Source organism: Enterobacter sp. BIGb0383, assembly GCF_003751845.1.
In the GTDB taxonomy this organism is placed as follows: Bacteria; Pseudomonadota; Gammaproteobacteria; order Enterobacterales; family Enterobacteriaceae; genus BIGb0383.
In genome coordinates, this window is sequence record NZ_RJKQ01000003.1 from 415,951 (window position 1) to 432,547 (window position 16,597).

General features: G+C 56.2%; 15 protein-coding genes. 8 read left to right on the forward strand and 7 right to left on the reverse strand.

Features of this window, described 5'->3' with window-relative positions; genetic code table 11:
* Positions 1–31: 31 nt before the first annotated feature.
* The 5 genes from EDF81_RS17555 (at position 32) to EDF81_RS17575 (ending at position 6,886) form a co-directional block, all read left to right on the forward strand.
* Positions 32–1,528 carry a TolC family protein gene (locus EDF81_RS17555; protein WP_123349439.1) on the forward strand — a complete coding sequence of 499 codons (1,497 nt, stop codon included), beginning with the start codon at positions 32–34 and terminating at the stop codon, positions 1,526–1,528.
* Between the two features lie 99 nt (positions 1,529–1,627).
* On the forward strand, positions 1,628–2,425 hold the full coding sequence (locus EDF81_RS17560) for an efflux RND transporter periplasmic adaptor subunit (protein ID WP_123349552.1): 798 nt from the start codon (positions 1,628–1,630) through the stop codon (positions 2,423–2,425).
* On the forward strand, positions 2,422–3,741 hold the full coding sequence (locus EDF81_RS17565) for an efflux RND transporter periplasmic adaptor subunit (protein WP_123349440.1): 1,320 nt from the start codon (positions 2,422–2,424) through the stop codon (positions 3,739–3,741). The genes EDF81_RS17560 and EDF81_RS17565 overlap by 4 nt, the downstream gene beginning before the upstream one ends.
* Positions 3,741–5,843 (forward strand): HlyD family efflux transporter periplasmic adaptor subunit, encoded by a 2,103-nt coding sequence (locus tag EDF81_RS17570; RefSeq protein ID WP_184999538.1) that lies wholly within the window; start codon positions 3,741–3,743, stop codon positions 5,841–5,843. Before EDF81_RS17565 ends, EDF81_RS17570 begins: the two co-directional genes overlap by 1 nt.
* 326 nt (positions 5,844–6,169) lie before the next feature.
* Entirely contained in the window at positions 6,170–6,886 is a 717-nt protein-coding gene (locus EDF81_RS17575; protein WP_221180828.1) for a phage tail protein, read from the forward strand.
* Between the two features lie 57 nt (positions 6,887–6,943).
* Here EDF81_RS17575 and EDF81_RS17580 read toward each other — a convergent pair whose 3' ends face one another.
* The 5 genes from EDF81_RS17580 to EDF81_RS17600 are packed head-to-tail and all read right to left on the reverse strand — an operon-like array spanning position 6,944 to position 12,317.
* Positions 6,944–7,960: a fimbrial protein gene (locus EDF81_RS17580; protein WP_123349441.1), complete on the reverse strand. Its 1,017-nt coding sequence runs from the start codon at positions 7,958–7,960 to the stop codon at positions 6,944–6,946.
* Positions 7,960–8,457: a fimbrial protein gene (locus EDF81_RS17585; protein WP_123349442.1), complete on the reverse strand. Its 498-nt coding sequence runs from the start codon at positions 8,455–8,457 to the stop codon at positions 7,960–7,962. The genes EDF81_RS17580 and EDF81_RS17585 overlap by 1 nt, the downstream gene beginning before the upstream one ends.
* A complete protein-coding gene (locus EDF81_RS17590) occupies positions 8,457–10,985 on the reverse strand; it encodes a fimbria/pilus outer membrane usher protein (RefSeq protein WP_123349443.1) in 2,529 nt (842 codons plus the stop codon). Before EDF81_RS17590 ends, EDF81_RS17585 begins: the two co-directional genes overlap by 1 nt.
* Before the next feature lie 14 nt (positions 10,986–10,999).
* Positions 11,000–11,680, reverse strand: a complete 681-nt coding sequence (locus tag EDF81_RS17595) for a molecular chaperone (protein ID WP_123349444.1) — start codon at positions 11,678–11,680, stop codon at positions 11,000–11,002.
* Positions 11,681–11,735: 55 nt separating this feature from the next.
* Positions 11,736–12,317 carry a fimbrial protein gene (locus EDF81_RS17600; RefSeq protein ID WP_123349445.1) on the reverse strand — a complete coding sequence of 194 codons (582 nt, stop codon included), beginning with the start codon at positions 12,315–12,317 and terminating at the stop codon, positions 11,736–11,738.
* Between the two features lie 661 nt (positions 12,318–12,978).
* Here EDF81_RS17600 and EDF81_RS17605 point away from each other — a divergent pair.
* The 3 genes from EDF81_RS17605 (at position 12,979) to EDF81_RS17615 (ending at position 15,214) form a co-directional block, all read left to right on the forward strand.
* Positions 12,979–13,755 carry a winged helix-turn-helix domain-containing protein gene (locus EDF81_RS17605; protein WP_123349446.1) on the forward strand — a complete coding sequence of 259 codons (777 nt, stop codon included), beginning with the start codon at positions 12,979–12,981 and terminating at the stop codon, positions 13,753–13,755.
* Entirely contained in the window at positions 13,745–14,224 is a 480-nt protein-coding gene (locus tag EDF81_RS17610; RefSeq protein WP_123349447.1) for a hypothetical protein, read from the forward strand. Before EDF81_RS17605 ends, EDF81_RS17610 begins: the two co-directional genes overlap by 11 nt.
* A 105-nt stretch (positions 14,225–14,329) precedes the next feature.
* On the forward strand, positions 14,330–15,214 hold the full coding sequence (locus tag EDF81_RS17615; protein ID WP_123349448.1) for an alpha/beta fold hydrolase: 885 nt from the start codon (positions 14,330–14,332) through the stop codon (positions 15,212–15,214).
* A gap of 154 nt (positions 15,215–15,368) precedes the next feature.
* On the opposite strand, the gene EDF81_RS17620 is transcribed toward EDF81_RS17615, so the two are convergent.
* Both EDF81_RS17620 and EDF81_RS17625 read right to left on the reverse strand, forming a co-directional pair.
* Positions 15,369–15,788: a hypothetical protein gene (locus EDF81_RS17620; protein WP_123349449.1), complete on the reverse strand. Its 420-nt coding sequence runs from the start codon at positions 15,786–15,788 to the stop codon at positions 15,369–15,371.
* Positions 15,789–15,959: 171 nt separating this feature from the next.
* Entirely contained in the window at positions 15,960–16,496 is a 537-nt protein-coding gene (locus EDF81_RS17625; RefSeq protein ID WP_123349450.1) for a hypothetical protein, read from the reverse strand.
* Positions 16,497–16,597 lie beyond the last annotated feature (101 nt).

Here is a 16,597-nt window from a genome sequence, read left to right on the forward strand (position 1 = left end):
CAAAGTATAAAAACAGGGTAAGGAATTGATGATGCAAAGATGCGCGAAAATGTTCAGCGTCACGCTGCTGGCGCTTATCGTCAGTGGATGTGCGGTTTCAACTCAGCCGATTAATAAAACCGAAAGCAGCCAACGTGCGGATACCGATCTGCGCACGATGTTCAGCAATCAGGAGCCGGTGACGGCGCCCATTACGCTACATGATGCGATGGCCCGGGCGCTGAAATATAACCTCGAAGCGCGTTTGAAAGTGATGGAAGAGGCGCTGGCACAGCAGCAGGTGGATCTGGCCAGCTTTGATATGCTGCCAAAAATGGCGGCCAATGCGGGCTATGTGACACGCAGCAACGTCAGCGCATCCAGCAGCCGCAGCGTCGAAAGGGGCGTGACGTCACTGGAGCCTTCCACTTCTCAGGATCAGACCCGCCGCGTCGCCGACCTGAATATGGTGTGGAATATCCTCGACTTTGGCGTCAGCTACGTGACGGCTCGCCAGCAGGCGGATAAACGCTGGATCGCCGAAGAGCGTCGCCGCAAAGTGACGCATACCATCGTGCAGGATGTGCAGTCGGCATACTGGCGTGCGGTGGCGGCTGAACGCCTGCTGCATCGTATCGATGCCTTAATTGAACGCGTTAATATGGCGCGTGAGAACAGCCAGACCATGGCGGCGCAAAAAGTGGGTGATATTGTTGAAGCCTACAGCTACCAGCGTGCGCTGCTGGACGCGACCCGTCAGCTGGAAGAGCAGCGTCGTGCGCTCTCGCTGGCGAAAACCGAGCTGGCCACGCTGATGAATCTCCCGCTGGGGAGCGATTACCAGCTGGTTCTGCCGCAGGATAACGCTCTCGTCGAGCCGGAGCTGAAAGTGCCCTTTAGCGAGCTGGAAAAGGCCGCACTGGTGAACCGTCCTGAACTGCGCGAGCAGGATTATCAGGTGCGTATCAGCGCGGCAGAAACGCGTAAATCGCTGCTGCGCATGCTCCCGGGGATCGAAATGTCGGTCGGGGGCAACTATGACAGCAACTCCTTCCTGGTGAATCAGCACTGGATGGATGCCGGGGTCAAAGTGACCTGGAACCTGTTTAACCTCTTCTCCGGTCCGGCGGCTATCGATGTGGCGAAAGCAGGGGAAGCCGTCTCTGAAATGCGTCGTCAGGCGATGTCGATGGCAGTGCTGGCGCAGCTGTATGTGGCCCGGGCTAACTTTAACGAGGCCCAGCGTCAGTACCGCACGGGGAAAGAGCTGCAGAAACTGGATGTGGATATTCTTGAACAGCTGAATAACCGCCATCAGGCGGGTAACATCGGTGAACTGCAGCTGATCCAGGGCGAACTGAACGCGGTGAATACCTCATTACGCAACGATCTGGCCTATGCGGAATTGCGGAATGCCTACGGTCAGATCTTTGTTACCGCCGGGCTGGATCCTCTGCCGAATACGCAAAAATTAACGGATCTCCCGTCAGTCGGGAAGGCGCTCGATGAAACCGAGAAGCGCTGGGCGACCGGTAACCTTTCGCTGTAATAACGGTGGCGCGGCCCGTGGCTTCCGCTTCGGGCCGCCGCATCATCCACTGTGTACTGGATAACGACGTTGAAGAAGACAAACCTGCTGTGCACCACCATGACGCTTAATGCTTTGCTGAAGAAAACCGTACTCTCTCTGATGCTTATGGCCTTCCTTTCGCCAGCGATGGCGGAAAAAATAGAGGAGGAGCTACAGCTCGCTCCGGCCACGCCCGTCGCGGCAGGCACTGCGGCGAGAGAGGCCAGAGGCGTATTACGCGCGGTCGATCAGGCCACGCTGTCCGGCGAGCTGAATGCGAAAGTGCTTGAGATGCCGTTCCGCGACGGTGAATCGTTCAAGAAAGGGGATCTGCTGGTACGTTTTGACTGTTCAGCCTATCAGGCACAGCTTGCTGCCTCGCAGGCGGCAATGCGGGCCGCGCAGCAGGAACTGAGCCAGAACCGACAGCTGGCAGAGCTGAAGTCCGTTGGCCGCAATGCGGTTGCACTGGCGGAAGCGCGGCTGGCGCAGGCGGCGGCAGAGAGCCAGGTTTATCAGATCCAGACCGGCCGTTGCCGGGTGGTTGCTCCGTTCTCCGGCCAGGTCGTATCGCGTAAAGTGCAGGTCTCAGAGTATATCGGCCAGGGCATGCCGCTGCTGGAGATCGTGGATAACCGCAACCTGGAGATCAACATTCTGGTCCCATCCCGCTGGCTCTCCTCACTCAAACCGAAACAGACCTTTACCTTTGTTCCCGATGAAACCGGCGTGCCGTTGCAGGCTGAAGTCCTGCGTATCGGGGCGCGTATTGATGAAAGCAGCCAGACTCTGACGCTGATCGGGCGGGTGATTAACCCCGATAACAGCCTGCTCGCGGGTATGAGCGGCGGGGCACGCTTTACGGAGCAGCCGTGAGCGAATCGCACGTCTCCCCGGCGGAGCGCATTTTCGCCGAAGTCATTCATCTGGAGCATCTGGCCCGCAGCGCCAGCACCAGCGAAACGCTGGCTTACTCGATGGTCAATGATAGCCAGGGATTGTTCGGTTTCCGGCACGTTGCGCTGGTGATCAACGGGCGCGTACGCGCCGTGACCGGCGTTTCCGTTCCCGATCCGCATGCCCCCTTTGTCGCCTTTATTGAACGTGCGGGCAAACAGCTGGTCCTGCAAGAGGCCGCCGGGCAGGTCACCACGGTTCATGCCGACTGGCTTGATGCTCAAACCCGCCACGACTGGCAAACGCTCTCGGCGCAGGAAGCGCTCTGGGTGCCGTTGAAGGATCGGCAGGCGCGGCTGATTGGTGGATTATGGTGCGCGCGGGATCTGCCCTGGCAGGAGACGGATCGTCGACTGCTGGAACAGCTGGCCGATGCCTGGTCCCACGCCTGGCTGGCCCTGGAGCCGCGTAAAGCATGGCGACCGGGGATCCCGAAAGTGAAAGTGCTTATTGCCGCTGGCGTATTGCTGGGGGTGATGCTGATCCCCGTTCGTCAGTCTGTCCTGGCCCCGGCGGAAGTGGTGCCGCGTGACGGACGTATTGTCACGGCCCCGCTGGATGGCGCAATTGCGGACGTCGCGGTCAAGCCGAATCAGGTCGTGAAGAAAGACGCGCTGCTGGTCCGGTTCGACAACACCACGCTCAAAGCGCAGGCCGACGTGGCGGAACGGGCGCTGGCGGTGGCGGAAGCCGAATTACGTTCCGGGTCGCAGCGGGCATTTCAGGATGCGGATTCTAAATCAAAACTGGATCTGCTCTCGGCGCAGGTAGAGCAAAAACGGGCCGAACTGCTGTATGCCAGCGATCTGCTGTCGCGCAGTGAGGTCCGTGCGGAACGCGAGGGTATCGCGGTGTTTGCCGATGGCGACAGGCTGCGCGGCAAACCGGTCAGAACCGGTGAACGCCTGATGGAGCTGGCCGACCCGCGACAGGCGGAGTTGAAAATTGAGCTGGATGTTGGCGATGCGATCCAGTTTCCCCCGGAGGCTGCGGTGGCGCTCTTTCTTGACAGCGATCCGCTAAAACGCCATGACGCCACGCTACAGCGCATCGCCTATGAAGCGGCATTAACCGATCGCGGCACGCTGGCCTACCGGCTCGATGCGCGTTTTCTTGCCGACGCGCCGCGTATCGGCCTGCGCGGCACGGCGAAGATCTACGGTGAATATGTCCCGCTGGTCGTCTACCTGTTCCGCCGTCCCGTCGCGGCACTGCGCAAAACGGTCGGTTTCTGATGGCCGTGTTACCTCCGCTGCGTGACGACTTACACCTCTCTCCGGCTGCGGCTGCGCGGGACGGTTCCCCCCAGTGGACGCTGGCGGATACCCTTTCCGGCCGCTACTTTAAACTGAACAGCACGGCCATCCGCCTGCTGCGACACTGGGCGCTGGGCGAACCGGAGCGGGTGATGGCGGCGGCCAACAGAGAGCCGGGCATCCCTCTCGGGAATGATGACCTGGAGCAGTTTCTGCGTTTTCTGCGCGCCCACGATTTGATCGCCGGCAGTGACAGAGAGCAGCGGGCGAGCTATGCCGTTAAAGCGACAGGCCGCCGTCAAAGCGTGTTCAAACGCGTATTGCATCAGTACCTGTTTTTTCGCATTCCGCTGTGGCGCCCCGATCCTTTTCTGAACCGAACCTGGCCCTGGCTGGCGCGCCATGGCATCACGCTGCTGCGGGTGGTTTTCCCTCTGCTCCTCCTGGCGGGGGTCTTTCTGGTCAGTCGCGACTGGCCGCGTTATCGCAGCTCATTTCCGCATCTCTTCAGCATTGAGGGGATGCTGGCATTTGGCTGCGCCCTGATCTTTGCCAAATTTATTCACGAGCTGGGCCACGCGTATATGGCGAAGAAGGCCGGCTGCCGGGTGCAGAGTATGGGCGTGGCGTTTATCGTCATGTTCCCGATGCTCTATACCGACGTCAGCGATGCCTGGCGGGTGAGCGATCACCGCGCGCGCGTGTTAATCGGCGCGGGGGGAATACTGGCAGAAATGCTGCTGGCGACGCTGGCGCTGCTGGCCTGGTCGCTGTTGCCGGAAGGGCCGCTGCATTCGGCGGCGTTTCTGCTTTCCAGCGCCACCTGGATAACGACCGTGATCGTCAACGTTAACCCGCTGATGCGCTTTGATGGCTACTTTATGCTGAGCGACGCCTGGCGTATCGATAACCTGCAGGGACGCGCCTGGGCTCTGTGCCGCTGGCATCTGCGGGAAAAATTATTCGGTTATGGTGAGGCGCCACCTGAGCGCTGGTCTCCTCCCATGACCAAAAGGCTGCTGCTGTGGGGATATGCCTCCTGGCTGTGGCGCTTCTTCCTGTTCTTCGGGATTGCCCTGGCGGTCTATCACCTCTTTTTCAAAGTCCTGGGTCTCTTCCTGATGATGGTCGAGGTGGGCTGGTTTATCGTGCTGCCGATTGTTCAGGAGTGCACAAAGTGGTGGCAGCAGCGCGGGCGTTCGCAGCCGCGTGCCGTCTGGCGTACCGGGCTGGGCTTAATCTTGCTGCTGCTGGTGCTGTTTTTCCCCTGGCGCAGCCAGGTCGAAATACCGGCGGTCCTGGAAGCATCTCGCGTCAGTACGCTCTATGCGCCCGTTGCGGCACAGGTCAGGCAGGTCCAGGTGAAGGATGGGCAGCGGGTTGAGGCGGGCGAGGTGCTGCTGACCCTGACGTCTGCCGATCTCGATTTCCGGCTGGCGATTATTCGCCAGCGTACCGGGATCCTGCAGTTACAAATGCGGCGTCAGGCGGCGAACCGCGATACGGCCGGCGATGCCCTGATTCTGGAGCAGGAGCTGGCCGCGGCGCTGGCACAGTATCGCGGCCTGAAAGCTCAGCAGGAGCGGCTGCAGATCCGGGCGGTGCAGTCGGGCGTGGTCAGGGATATGGCCGTCGATTTAACGCCGGGGCGCTGGCTGGATGCTGACCTGCCTCTGCTGCGCGTGGTCAGTCAGGACGGCGGTCGCCTGCGCGGCTATCTGCGTGAGGACCAGCTCAATCGCCTCTCAGCCGGAGCATCGGGCCAGTTTATTGCCGACGATCCGGCACGTGCTGCGGTGCCGGTGAAACTGAAAGAGATTGATCCGACGGGCATTACCTTTATCGAACATACCCTGCTGGCCTCTGAATACGGCGGGCCCATCGCGGTCAGACGAGACGAGCAAAAACAGCTGCGTCCGGTTCAGGGCTGGTACGGCGTCAGCCTGGATGTTGCTGCCGACTTAACGCTGCCCGCACAGCCGCTGCGTGGCGTGGTAACGATAGACGGGGAGGCGGAATCGCTGTTTACGGGAGTCTGGCGCCGAATTGCCGCGCTCGGGGTCAGGGAGAGTGGTTTTTAGCGTCAGCCAGGCCCGCTATCATGCCTGAAATAACCGTTATGGATGGCATTTTTATATTTAAATTGCCTTTAGTCATTATTAAATAAGGCTGCGGGATTACTTTATATATCCTGTATCTTGTTTTTAATCTCTTTGTTTTTTCAGTTAATTTTATTTGTTTCGACGTCTGTTGACGAACCGGGGGTTGAATCTATACCTTAATCATCAGACTTATTTATCGATGCTTAACGTCACCAGTATTGCGTCACGACTCTTTTATTCATATCGGATTTACAGGTGACAGGGGAAACCCTGTCGCATTTATCAGTGGGATAAGGAAGATTCATATGAAACGTAGTCTGAAGACATATCTCTGCATGGCAGCAACAGGGCTTTCTCTGTTCTCTGTTTCCCAGGTGGCGCAGGCGACCTGTTCCAGCGAGGCCTATATCGGCTCGGTTTGTTTTACCGCCGCAAGCTATTGTCCGAACGATTATCTGGAGGCTCAGGGACAGATATTGCCCGTCAGTCAATATCAGGCGTTATTCAGCGTTGTCGGTGGCGTTTACGGCGGCGATTCGCGAACGACGTTTGGCATACCGGATCTGCGGGGCAGAAGCCCCGTTGGGCTAGGGCTGGGAACAGGCCTGACCCAAACGGTCACGCCGGGTGAAAAACGCGGAACGGAAACGAATGCCCTGACGCTGGCTCAGATGCCGAACCATAGCCACGCCGCAGCCTTTACGCCCGCCGGTACCACTCCTGGAACGCCCACCGTCGTTAAAGCCGTCGCCAAAGACGGGGTTTCCGCGACGCCCAGTGCCGCCAACAACCAGCTTTCAACGGCGACCGGACCCGCAGCCAAAATTTATGGACCCGCAGCCGGAGCAACTGATACGCAGGTTGACCTGGCGGGCGTAAGCGGTGGCGGCGTGGGGGGCATTAGCGGTGGTACGGTGACGATTGCCGCCGCCGGCGGCTCGCAGCCGTTTGCTATTATTCCACCGCAGGTGGCGTTGAGGGCCTGTATCGCGGTAAACGGTTATTACCCACCTCGCCCATAGCGGTCGGCTGCAACAGCAAACAGATAGCCCTGTCCCTCAGACGGGGCTATTGCCCCCTTACTGATAGGAAAATGTAATGCTCGCCAGGGCGTTGGCGGTTCCTGCGCCGATCCTGTCGGTACGGATATAACGCGCCTGGAACGGGAGCGACAGCGTCTGCGCCGAGGTCGTGGTCTGGATAAAAAATTGATTGAGGGTGCCGTCGGCGGAGCTGTCCGGTCCCATCATCAGCGGGCCGGTGCCGTTGTAAAAGAACTGCACGCCGACGCCGGAAGCGGTGGAATCTCCCGTTAAGGTCACCGTGGAGGTGGTATTTGACGGCGTCGTCTGGTCGGTCATCACCGCATTAACGGCCACCTGCGCATCGCAGGTCAGGCTGATATTGAAGGTGCCCGACGGCGACGTGCTCCCCACAGAGGGTAATGTGTGAATATCGAGGCTGCCCAGATCGACGCTGGCGCTCTGGCTTCCCACCGTACAGCCGCTGGCGGTGACCGTAATCATGGTGGAGTCAATAATGACCTCGGCAGTATTGCTGCCGTAGTCGTTTTCGACCGTCAGGAGTACTGCGTTAAGTGTTCCCGTGTTATACATGCCCGATTTCAGCGCGGTACCGGTCTTTATAAACGTCACCTTGGCCGACCAGCCTAAATCCGTCGCGTACCCGCTGGTACCCTCCGCAGGATAACTTTGCGTAATGCCGGTTTGCAGCGGCATATAGGTTGAGCCGTTATAATCTTTCAGGCCGATAATATAGCCCACGCCGGGGACGTTGGTTTCAAAAACGGTATAGTTCACGCCGTCCACGGTTACCGTCATGCCGCTGGGCCTGGCGTCGCTGCCCGGCTGCAGCGTTCCCTTCCGGCAGGCGGCCATGATTAGACCGCACCAGAACACCCGGTTAACGCTGGCCGTGGCGCTCCAGGTGGAACCGATAATGGTCCCCGGTGTAACCGAGTCCGCCGGGCCGCTGTAGGTCAGCGGCTGCGGGGAGATCGTAATATTGGATACCCAGTCCACGGCGGTCGCGTGGGTGGAGAGAAGTAACCCGGCGATAAACAGGAACAAGCGCATTATTGATACTCCATCGTCCATATCGCCACCGCCGATACGCTACCCGGGGTGACGGGGTCGCCGTTGGCGACCAGCTGTGCATAGAAGGTCATTTCGACGCTCTCCTCTCCTGCCGTGCCGTAGGCCGTGGTCATGGTGTCCACGGGGATCATCGCGCCGTTTTTATCGAGAATATTTACCGCCACGCCGGTTGCGCCGCCGCTCGCTATCTTAAGTCTCTGCTTACCGTCAGCCGAGCCGCGAAAGCGGATTTTCACACCGGCGAACTCGGTTCCGCAGTCTTCAAGCTTGAGCGTGAAAGGCGTTGTGATGTTGCTTACTGACGTTTCGCCGCTGAATTGCTTTGTGCCGATGGCCCCGAGCTGAACCGTTTGCTGTTCTGAATCGGTCGAAAGCACGCAGGTGCTGCCCGTCAGCCTGCCGGTGACGGAAACCAGCACGTCGTAACTCCATGCTGGCAGGCTGAGAGCGGCGAAAAGCAGGGCCACGCGTATCATTACTGGCACAGGACCTCCTGTGAATAAAGGCCCGTACGGGGGTTAAAGCTGGCCGTATCCAGCTGATAGCGGATGGTACAGTTTTTCTCGCTGCCGCTTCCCCACGTCGCCATAAGCTGGCCCTGAAGAGGAAGCCCGGAGACGTAAAGACTGCCGCCATCGCCCACAATGCTGCTGGCCTGGTCATCGGAAAGCGAGACCAGAGTGCCGAAGGGCAGCACGTCCGTGCGACGGCGCACGATGAACATCGCTTTCGCCCCCTGACGCGCGCTGAGGGTGGCGCGCACCAGGGCGCCGTCGGTCGGCGTTTTGTTGACGGTGGTGTTATCCAGTTCCACATCATTTCCGGCGGTAGTGACATCCAGCGCGACCTGGTTGACGCGATAGGGCGTGGCATAGGGGATCACCGCGTAGCCGCGACCGTCGGTTTTAATACCTTTATGGTTAAGGACCGCCACGTTACTGGCGCCCGGGGCTTTGACCAGAATATTGGTATTCCCCAGCGGGGGGCTCAGCGTCAGACCGTCTTCATGCAGCACCGCGCCACCGCTCATGCCGTAGCTAACGTTGCGGGAATCTTCCGCATAGCCGTAGCTAAGGTGGTAATTGCCCCACGGGCCGCCGTACTGCAGTACGGCATCGCCACCGTAGTGTTGCCGCGCGCTGTAGCGCTGGTTGACGCCGTAAAACAGATTCTCCTCGCCGGGCATGTAGCCGCTCACGCCTGCGCTGTGGGTGGTTCCCGTTCTGTCAGAGTGGGTGGTGGTAAAGCGCGTGCGCGTGGCAAGCGCTGGCCTGCCAAACGGTACCGAAATCGACATCGCCAGAAGATTATCTTTCCGGTCATCGTACAGATTGTTGCTGCGCTGGAGGCTCAGGCTAAGAGAGACGTTGCGAAAAGTGGTGTTCCACGCGAACTGCAGGCTCTGGGTTTTTTGGGGCGTGTTCCAGTAGGTTTGCTGATTCCATGAAAGTGACAATGAGCCATATTCGCCCATCGGCTGGGACAGCAGCAGCTGGTTCTTTGCTTTGCGCGCCATATGCAGGTTATAGACGTTTTCGTAGGTGGTCGTCAGCGTGCCATCGTCCCCGATGACGTGTTGAGCCGTGCCGCCCGACATGCCTTTATAGGTCGTGTCGCTGAGGGTGTAGAACCCCTGTGTGGAATAGCGCAATGAGAAGAAATTAAAGCGTGTACCAATATCATTCAGCAGCTTGCTGTAGCGCAGGCGTACCGAATCGCCGGTATACGACTTATCATCTGCCAGCCGACTGCGCGCGTGGGTCACATCGAGGGAATACGCGCCAAAGCGTCCCAGATTTTGCCCCACGCCAAGGGCCAGCCCGCTGTAGCGGGATGAAAACTGTGCCCCGCCATAAAAAGTGAGGCCGTACTTCCAGCCGAAAAACAGCTCGCCCTGCGCGAATGAAGGCGAATCCTGATGGCCGGTGGGGCGATATTGACCGGCCCCGAGCGCGTATTTTATCTGCCCGGGACGCACCAGGTTCGGCACGCTGGCAAAGGGCACCGTGTACTGGGTCTGGCTGCCGTCGTTTTCCTGAATGGTGACTGACAGATCGCCGCCCGATGAGGTGGGGTAGAGATCTTTCAGCACAAATTCCCCCGCCGCCACGCTGGTCTGATAAATAACATTGCCGTTTTGCCGTACGGTCACGGTGGCGTTACTGCGTGCGATACCGCGGACTTCCGGCGCGTAGCCACTCAGGCTGGCAGGCAGCATATTGTCATCGGTTCTCAGGGCGATACCGCGCAAGCCGACGGAATCAAAAACCTGCGAGGAGGTGTAGGTCTCTCCGGCTAACGCCTGGGCACGCAGCGCGGGAATATCCCGCTGCAGCCAGGTTTGCACGTGAGTGAGTTCATGCGTGTTTTTGGTCCAGGTGGTGAAATCACGCAGCCGCCATGCGCCCAGGTTTATCCCGCTGTTGAGGCTGACAAACAGCTGCTGTTCACGCGTGCGCGTTTCGCCACGGTATTCGTTACTGGAACCGTTGATGACATAGTTCAGCCAGGCGGAGCTAATGCCGTACTCCCAGCTGTCCGGGTTGACGTAGCCGCGGGGCAGGTTGTGCATATAGTGTTGCGGTACGCTGAGATTGAGAGTCAGCGTGTTCTGCTCAAAATCAAAGTGGCTGCCGGGAAATGCATCACTCAAAAAAAGGCATGGCCGGGCTGGCGGCAGCGTTTGACCTTTGGCCTGAGTGGCATTGATCCCCAGGGCGCTAATCTGTGAGGCGGTGAAGCAGGGCGCGGTATCACCTTTTGTCTTCTGTGCATCCACGCTGAACGTCACATTCCCGGTGAACGCCCAGTTGCTGTTGATATAGACGTTGATGTTGTACTCACCGGGCGGCAGGGTGCTTCCCGCATTAACCCAGGAGAGATCGGCAACGCTGGCGTTTTCCCCGTTGAGAAACGCGGGATTGAACTGCAAATCGCTCTCAGCGGCAGCGGTGTGTTGCAGGGCATGGCAGATCGCCAGCACACACACGATTTTTACTTTCACGCGTCGAGGCCTTTTTAGTTCCGGGCCAGCACGATGCTGGTGGTGGATGTCCACGCGCCATAGTCATTGATGGTTTGATAGCTAAGGTTGCTGACCTGGCTGAATGATTCCGATAGCGTGACGGAGCTCTTCGGGGGGATCATGACCGGCTCAACGGGTTTGCCATCAATTTTGACGTTGACCGTGGTGAGGTAGTAGGGCGTCGGATTCGCGAGCGTGACCTTGCCTTCGTGAGTTTTCCCGGTGATTTTTTTCCATGCCTCGCCGACATCGTCCCCGATGCCTTCCGGGCGATAGAAGACTTTAATGCGGTTGGCCGAGGCGAACTGCAGGGAATTACCGGATGCATTTAGCTTTTGCTGAGGTATAGCTTTTACCGTCATCCAGTACAGCGTTTCCCGGTCCTGAGGCAGAGATTTACCGTTAAACATGACTTTCACCACGCTTTCGCTCGACGGTTTTAAAACATACAGCGGAGGCGTAATCACAAAATCGTTCGAACCTTTACCATCCGCATTTTCTATCCAGGACTGGATCAGGAACGCGGCGTCGGAATGGGTGTTTCTGACCTGCAGCATCGACTGGGTGGTGTCACCCGTGTAGATCAGTCGTGTTGCGCCCAGTCCCACGCCACCCGCGTATGCCACCGGGGAGCACAGGGAGACAGCAAGGCAAATCCATGTTATTGCGCGCATCTTTCTTTTCCTGACGGCTGATCCAGGCCCGGCCAGGGTTGGCCGGGCCTGATAATTACGAATAGGTAACGGTATAGGTGGCAACGGCGCTGGCATCACCGGCGGTGGCACCGCCCTGCTCAGAGTAGTATTTGGCGCTGAAATTCAGGGTGTTACTGCCACTGCGTAACGCAACGGCGGCGGCGGATTCGTTCAGTTTCACCAGGGTGCCCTGCTCGTCATAGAAACGAATGGCGACATTCTGTGCAGACGCCGTTCCGCCGTTGGAGCCGACGGCGAGGGTGTCTGGATCGCTGCCCGGCGTGCCGGAGAAGGTCACGGCAACGGTTGTCGCGGCAATCGGGTTGGTCGGGGTAGAGCCGGAGGTATCTGCAATTTCGCAGTCCTCAAGTACGATGGAGAACGCCTTTGCCGTGCTGGACTCGCTGCCCGCAGTGGCAAGCGAAGCGGTGCGCACCTGGCCCATATCAACTTCGATATTGGCGCTGCTGGCGCTGATGGCACAGGCCGATGTCACAATGCTGCCGTTAAAATTAATCGTGCCGCCGCTGATCTCTGCCGCCAGGGCTGAACCTGCAGGCAGCAGCGCCGCAATACCTAACGCCAGGAGCATCTTATTATTAATTCGAGCTTTCATTCTCTTAATTCCATGTTTTGTTATGACGATAATTGCTCAGCAACAGGCAGACCTCGCAGGTTAAAAACCCGCAAATCTGTCTTATTCCTGAACTCTGGTTTTCTGAACGCTGAGTTTTTAAAGCGCTAATCCGACAACAGGAACGCTTCTCTATTGTTTCGGCGGTTTTCCCAGGGGGGAGTGCATTGCATTTTGTTCGCTCACTATACTCAGGACGGCGCAGAGGTAATCTGAATTAATCTCACTTTATATAAACCCTCAGCTTTTATGCCTGGTAAAGGCCGATACACTCAGTGTTTTAAGCTGTTAGTTTGCGTAAGGCCTCTATGTGCAGGTTTTTTCGTGGAAGTATAAGTAATTCAGTCGGTTAAGCTTCATTGTTAAGTTCTTTTACTGTGCTCTCAGGCATCTTAATTGCACTTCACAAAAGTTAAGAACGGCGAATATCGAAGGCAGGCGAGGACTGATGATGCGGGCATCGGCTGTTTATCACGCTTCAGTTAACCCAGAGGAAGGCGAGAGAAAAATCAGAATTTTCGTTAAAGGCAAAGATATACAGCGCTTAATTTATCAGTAACATTAAACTTCAGTGTGGCGAGGGATCCGCTCCAGTTCACTCACATATTTGTGACAAGGTTTAACCAGGGATTTTAGCAGACCCATGCATAAGCATTATATCATCAACGGGAGTGTTGAATTTCACCCTGCGGCCGGTACGTTACGCGATCTCAATCATCCGGATAGCGTGGTGGTATTAAATTCTCCCGCGGGACGCTGCCTGTTGCTGTTAATCGAACGGGCCGGAAGCATTGTCACGCAGCAAGAGTTTCTGGAATCGGTCTGGCTACAGCGCGGGATGCTGGTGTCGTCCAATACCTATTACCAGAACATCTCGATCCTCAGGAAGGGCCTGAAAAAAATCGGTTTCGATACCGATCCGATTGTCACCATTCCACGCATTGGCTTAACGCTGTCCAGCGAGACGCAGATCGCCATAAAAGAGGTGCCGCTTCCGCCGGACGCTGAAGGCGTACCTGCCGTAGACGCACAATCGCTCCCGAAACCTGATGATGCACGTACCGCACGTTTATCAACACGTCCGCTGTGGCTGGCGATCCTGCTCGTGCTGGTGGGTATAAGCCTCATTCGTTACGGCGATGCGCGGGACAATCACTTTATTGATGATTATCGTTTTGTGGCCCAGTCGGCAGGATGTCGTATTTATCTGGAGAACGATGTTCAGACCCAGAGCGAACGTGAGAGTGCGCTGGCCTACGTGGGAAAGTTCACAGAGAGCTGCGGCAGTTATCCCTGGGTTTATATCGCAAGGTATTCCATGCTGCCGCGCACGTCCGTTATCCGCTGTGACAGACCGATGGTGGAAACTAACCGCTGCATTTCTGACTATTTTATCGAGGAAAGCTGGCATGGTGCGTGACCGTCAGGCGCTTTACCTTCTCTGCCTTGGCCTGGTGTCGGTTGCCATCCTGGCGGGGTATTACTACTGGCATCGTTATTATGTTCAGCCCTTCTCCTGTCGGGCAAACCTGATCCAGCATCATCCCGATGAAACCCTGTCCCTGTGGCTGAATTATACCTTCGACGGGAAGAGCGGGACGCTCAGTATGAACGGACGCCTGCAGAGCGATGCGGACAAAACGATCAATCGGAAAATAACCTTTCGGATAGAGCGTAAGGACCATGTTTATTTTCTGACAGCGGTGCGGAATATCAAATTCCCGGATGACAATGTTGCGGATAGCTGGCTGGAGAAATATGAGCCAGAGTTTTTCATTTACCCGGAAAAGAGCATTGATATGCGGATTACTGAACAGCAGAACGGAAATTATCTCTTTGTATTAGGGACATTGCCGACCTATCTGTGTCGTAGTGCCAATCAAACGTGATTTATTGAGGGGGCAATCTTTTGGCTGTGCGCAATAACGGCTTTTGATGGACGTACTTCTATAAATGCGTATGATTATCATTTTCGTAGATGAAAGGGATATATCATGCACAGACTCTTTAGCGTATTCCCCGTTGCTCTGACGCTACTGTTTTCCGCCACGACGTGGGCAAATGATACTAAAGCCCCTGCGCCGCTGATCACCGTCGTTACCGAAGGGACGGGGCCGGACGTGATTCTAATTCCCGGCCTTGCCTCGTCGCGCAGCGTCTGGGATGGCCTCTCGACTCAGCTATCCTCCGGTTACACGCTGCATAAAGTGCAGCTCGCCGGCTTCGCCGGGCAGGCTCCCGCCACCCGGGATAACGGCGAGTTTGTTGGCCCTGTCGCGCAGGCCATCGCTGACTATATTCGCCAGAACGCGCTTTCTCACCCGGCCATTATCGGCCATTCTCTGGGCGGTGAAGTGGCCCTGCTTATCGCGGCGCAGCACCCGGAGTTACCCGGTCGCGTGGCGGTCATCGATGCGTTGCCTTTCTTTAGCCTGATGTTTAATCCGCAGGCAACAAAAGCGTCGGTTACCCCTCAGGCAAATCAGTTCCGCCAGATGCTGCTCACCGCCAGCGAAGCCGACTTTGCTCGCCAGCAGCAGCAGGCGATGGCCCGGCTGATTAAAACAGATGCCGCACGTGAGCAGCTGGTCAACGCCAGCCTGACCTCCGACCGGCAGACCCTTGCCGACGCCACCTATGACATTATGACCCTCGACTTACGCCCGCAGCTGCCGCATATCCGCGTCCCGGTCACTGTCCTCTACGCCTGGGACCCGCTCTATGGTATTCCGGCGGCGCAAAGCGACACGCTTTATACCCAGGCCTACTCCGCGCTTAAGGGCGTAAAACTGACGCGCGTTGATAACAGCTTTCACTTTGTGATGTATGACCAGCCTGCGGAATTTACGCGGCAGGTGAAGGCGTTTTTGCGGGAGTAGGGGCTCTGGCAGTAAACAAGCTGGAACCTCTTCCAGCTTGTTTACTGCCAGATAATACAGCTTCCCACGAGGGACTCATAATAAGAACCGAATTCAGGCGAACTAATATCATTATGCTATGCACCTGTAAGAATATTTTTTCATCTAATGCTGATTAAGGTATTTGCATGCTTTTAAAACAAACAGCCATTCTCTGCATCTCACCTTTACTTATGAGAGCGCCGCTTATCATATCAATGTTATTTTTTAACATGAAGTTAATCAGGTCTGGTTGGCAAAATTTAACTTCCCATGCTTTTGTTATTGCCAGGTTTTGCAGTTTGGCGGTTTTATCATGTGCAGCATTTGGCACACTCAAAAGATTCTTTTCAGAGGTGTCAAAATCCATTCTATACGCATTTAATGGTTTTTCAGTCGTTTGATATGCTTTTATATATTTTATTGCCCCTTTTTCCGATGTTGCTGATACGTTTTTACCATATTCATCTAAACTGCGGCTGATGTTATCAGCCCACGCAATGGGTTGTGTGGAAAGTGTGAATAGCAATGCTAATGCAAATTTATTAATTTTCATTGTAGACTCTCTAAAATGTTAGTGTTTTCGCCTCTTCTTCAACCATCATAGCGGGAAAGCGTTTCCGTCAAATGTAAACCTGAAATTAAAAATCCTGAGTCCGGTCGAATACCGAACTCAGGCTATTTAATCCAGACCGACCATACCCTGTCAGATGGCGATGTTAGTCAATTATTTTGCCATTGCCTTCATCGTTTCGAGATCGGATAGCGAGGTAAATTCACAGCTCAATAATGTTTGTCCCGGGAGCCCTTGTGCTTCACGTGCTGTAATCGCTACACGGCCCATTTCCGGCGAAGGCTGCTCGGCATCGGGAAGGACACGGATATAGCTTTTGGTTGCTACAATCATCGGATTGGGTGCTTCAGGTGTCAGATTATAGGTTTTTGCTAACTCATCGGCTTTCTGCCCTTCAATCAGAACGCCATACGTCGTGCCTGCAAGAACAAAAGACTTCGCGCTAAATCCGTCTTTCTCAACCGCTTCTGTCATTGGATACACGGCCATCATACCGACCATCTGGTATTTAGACATTTTCTCCGCTTCATCGTAAAGCGCGCTGGCATTTTTAGTGGTGTAGGCCGGTTTGCATAATGCCGCGTCAAAGAAAGGGTTATTATCCGCGGCCATTGCAGAGGTACTGGAAAACAGGGCCGTCGAGATCATCAGTGCAGGGAGTGCAGTATAGCGAACAATATTTAACAGCATCTTACGTCCTTTAAGTTAAATTAAAAATATCCAGGCGTTGAATAAAAGATCCGTTATCGGGCGAGCCAGGTTTTAATCTGGTTTGGCGATGCTTGCGCGAT

Coding starts and splice junctions, on each gene's coding strand:
- EDF81_RS17555 (WP_123349439.1), top strand. CDS start 32: ATGCAAAGATGCGCGAAAATGTTCAGCGTCACGCTGCTGGCGCTTATC.
- EDF81_RS17560 (WP_123349552.1), top strand. CDS start 1,628: ATGACGCTTAATGCTTTGCTGAAGAAAACCGTACTCTCTCTGATGCTT.
- EDF81_RS17570 (WP_184999538.1), top strand. CDS start 3,741: ATGGCCGTGTTACCTCCGCTGCGTGACGACTTACACCTCTCTCCGGCT.
- EDF81_RS17575 (WP_221180828.1), top strand. CDS start 6,170: ATGAAACGTAGTCTGAAGACATATCTCTGCATGGCAGCAACAGGGCTT.
- EDF81_RS17580 (WP_123349441.1), bottom strand. CDS start 7,960: ATGCGCTTGTTCCTGTTTATCGCCGGGTTACTTCTCTCCACCCACGCG.
- EDF81_RS17585 (WP_123349442.1), bottom strand. CDS start 8,457: ATGATACGCGTGGCCCTGCTTTTCGCCGCTCTCAGCCTGCCAGCATGG.
- EDF81_RS17595 (WP_123349444.1), bottom strand. CDS start 11,680: ATGCGCGCAATAACATGGATTTGCCTTGCTGTCTCCCTGTGCTCCCCG.
- EDF81_RS17600 (WP_123349445.1), bottom strand. CDS start 12,317: ATGAAAGCTCGAATTAATAATAAGATGCTCCTGGCGTTAGGTATTGCG.
- EDF81_RS17605 (WP_123349446.1), top strand. CDS start 12,979: ATGCATAAGCATTATATCATCAACGGGAGTGTTGAATTTCACCCTGCG.
- EDF81_RS17610 (WP_123349447.1), top strand. CDS start 13,745: ATGGTGCGTGACCGTCAGGCGCTTTACCTTCTCTGCCTTGGCCTGGTG.
- EDF81_RS17615 (WP_123349448.1), top strand. CDS start 14,330: ATGCACAGACTCTTTAGCGTATTCCCCGTTGCTCTGACGCTACTGTTT.
- EDF81_RS17620 (WP_123349449.1), bottom strand. CDS start 15,788: ATGAAAATTAATAAATTTGCATTAGCATTGCTATTCACACTTTCCACA.
- EDF81_RS17625 (WP_123349450.1), bottom strand. CDS start 16,496: ATGCTGTTAAATATTGTTCGCTATACTGCACTCCCTGCACTGATGATC.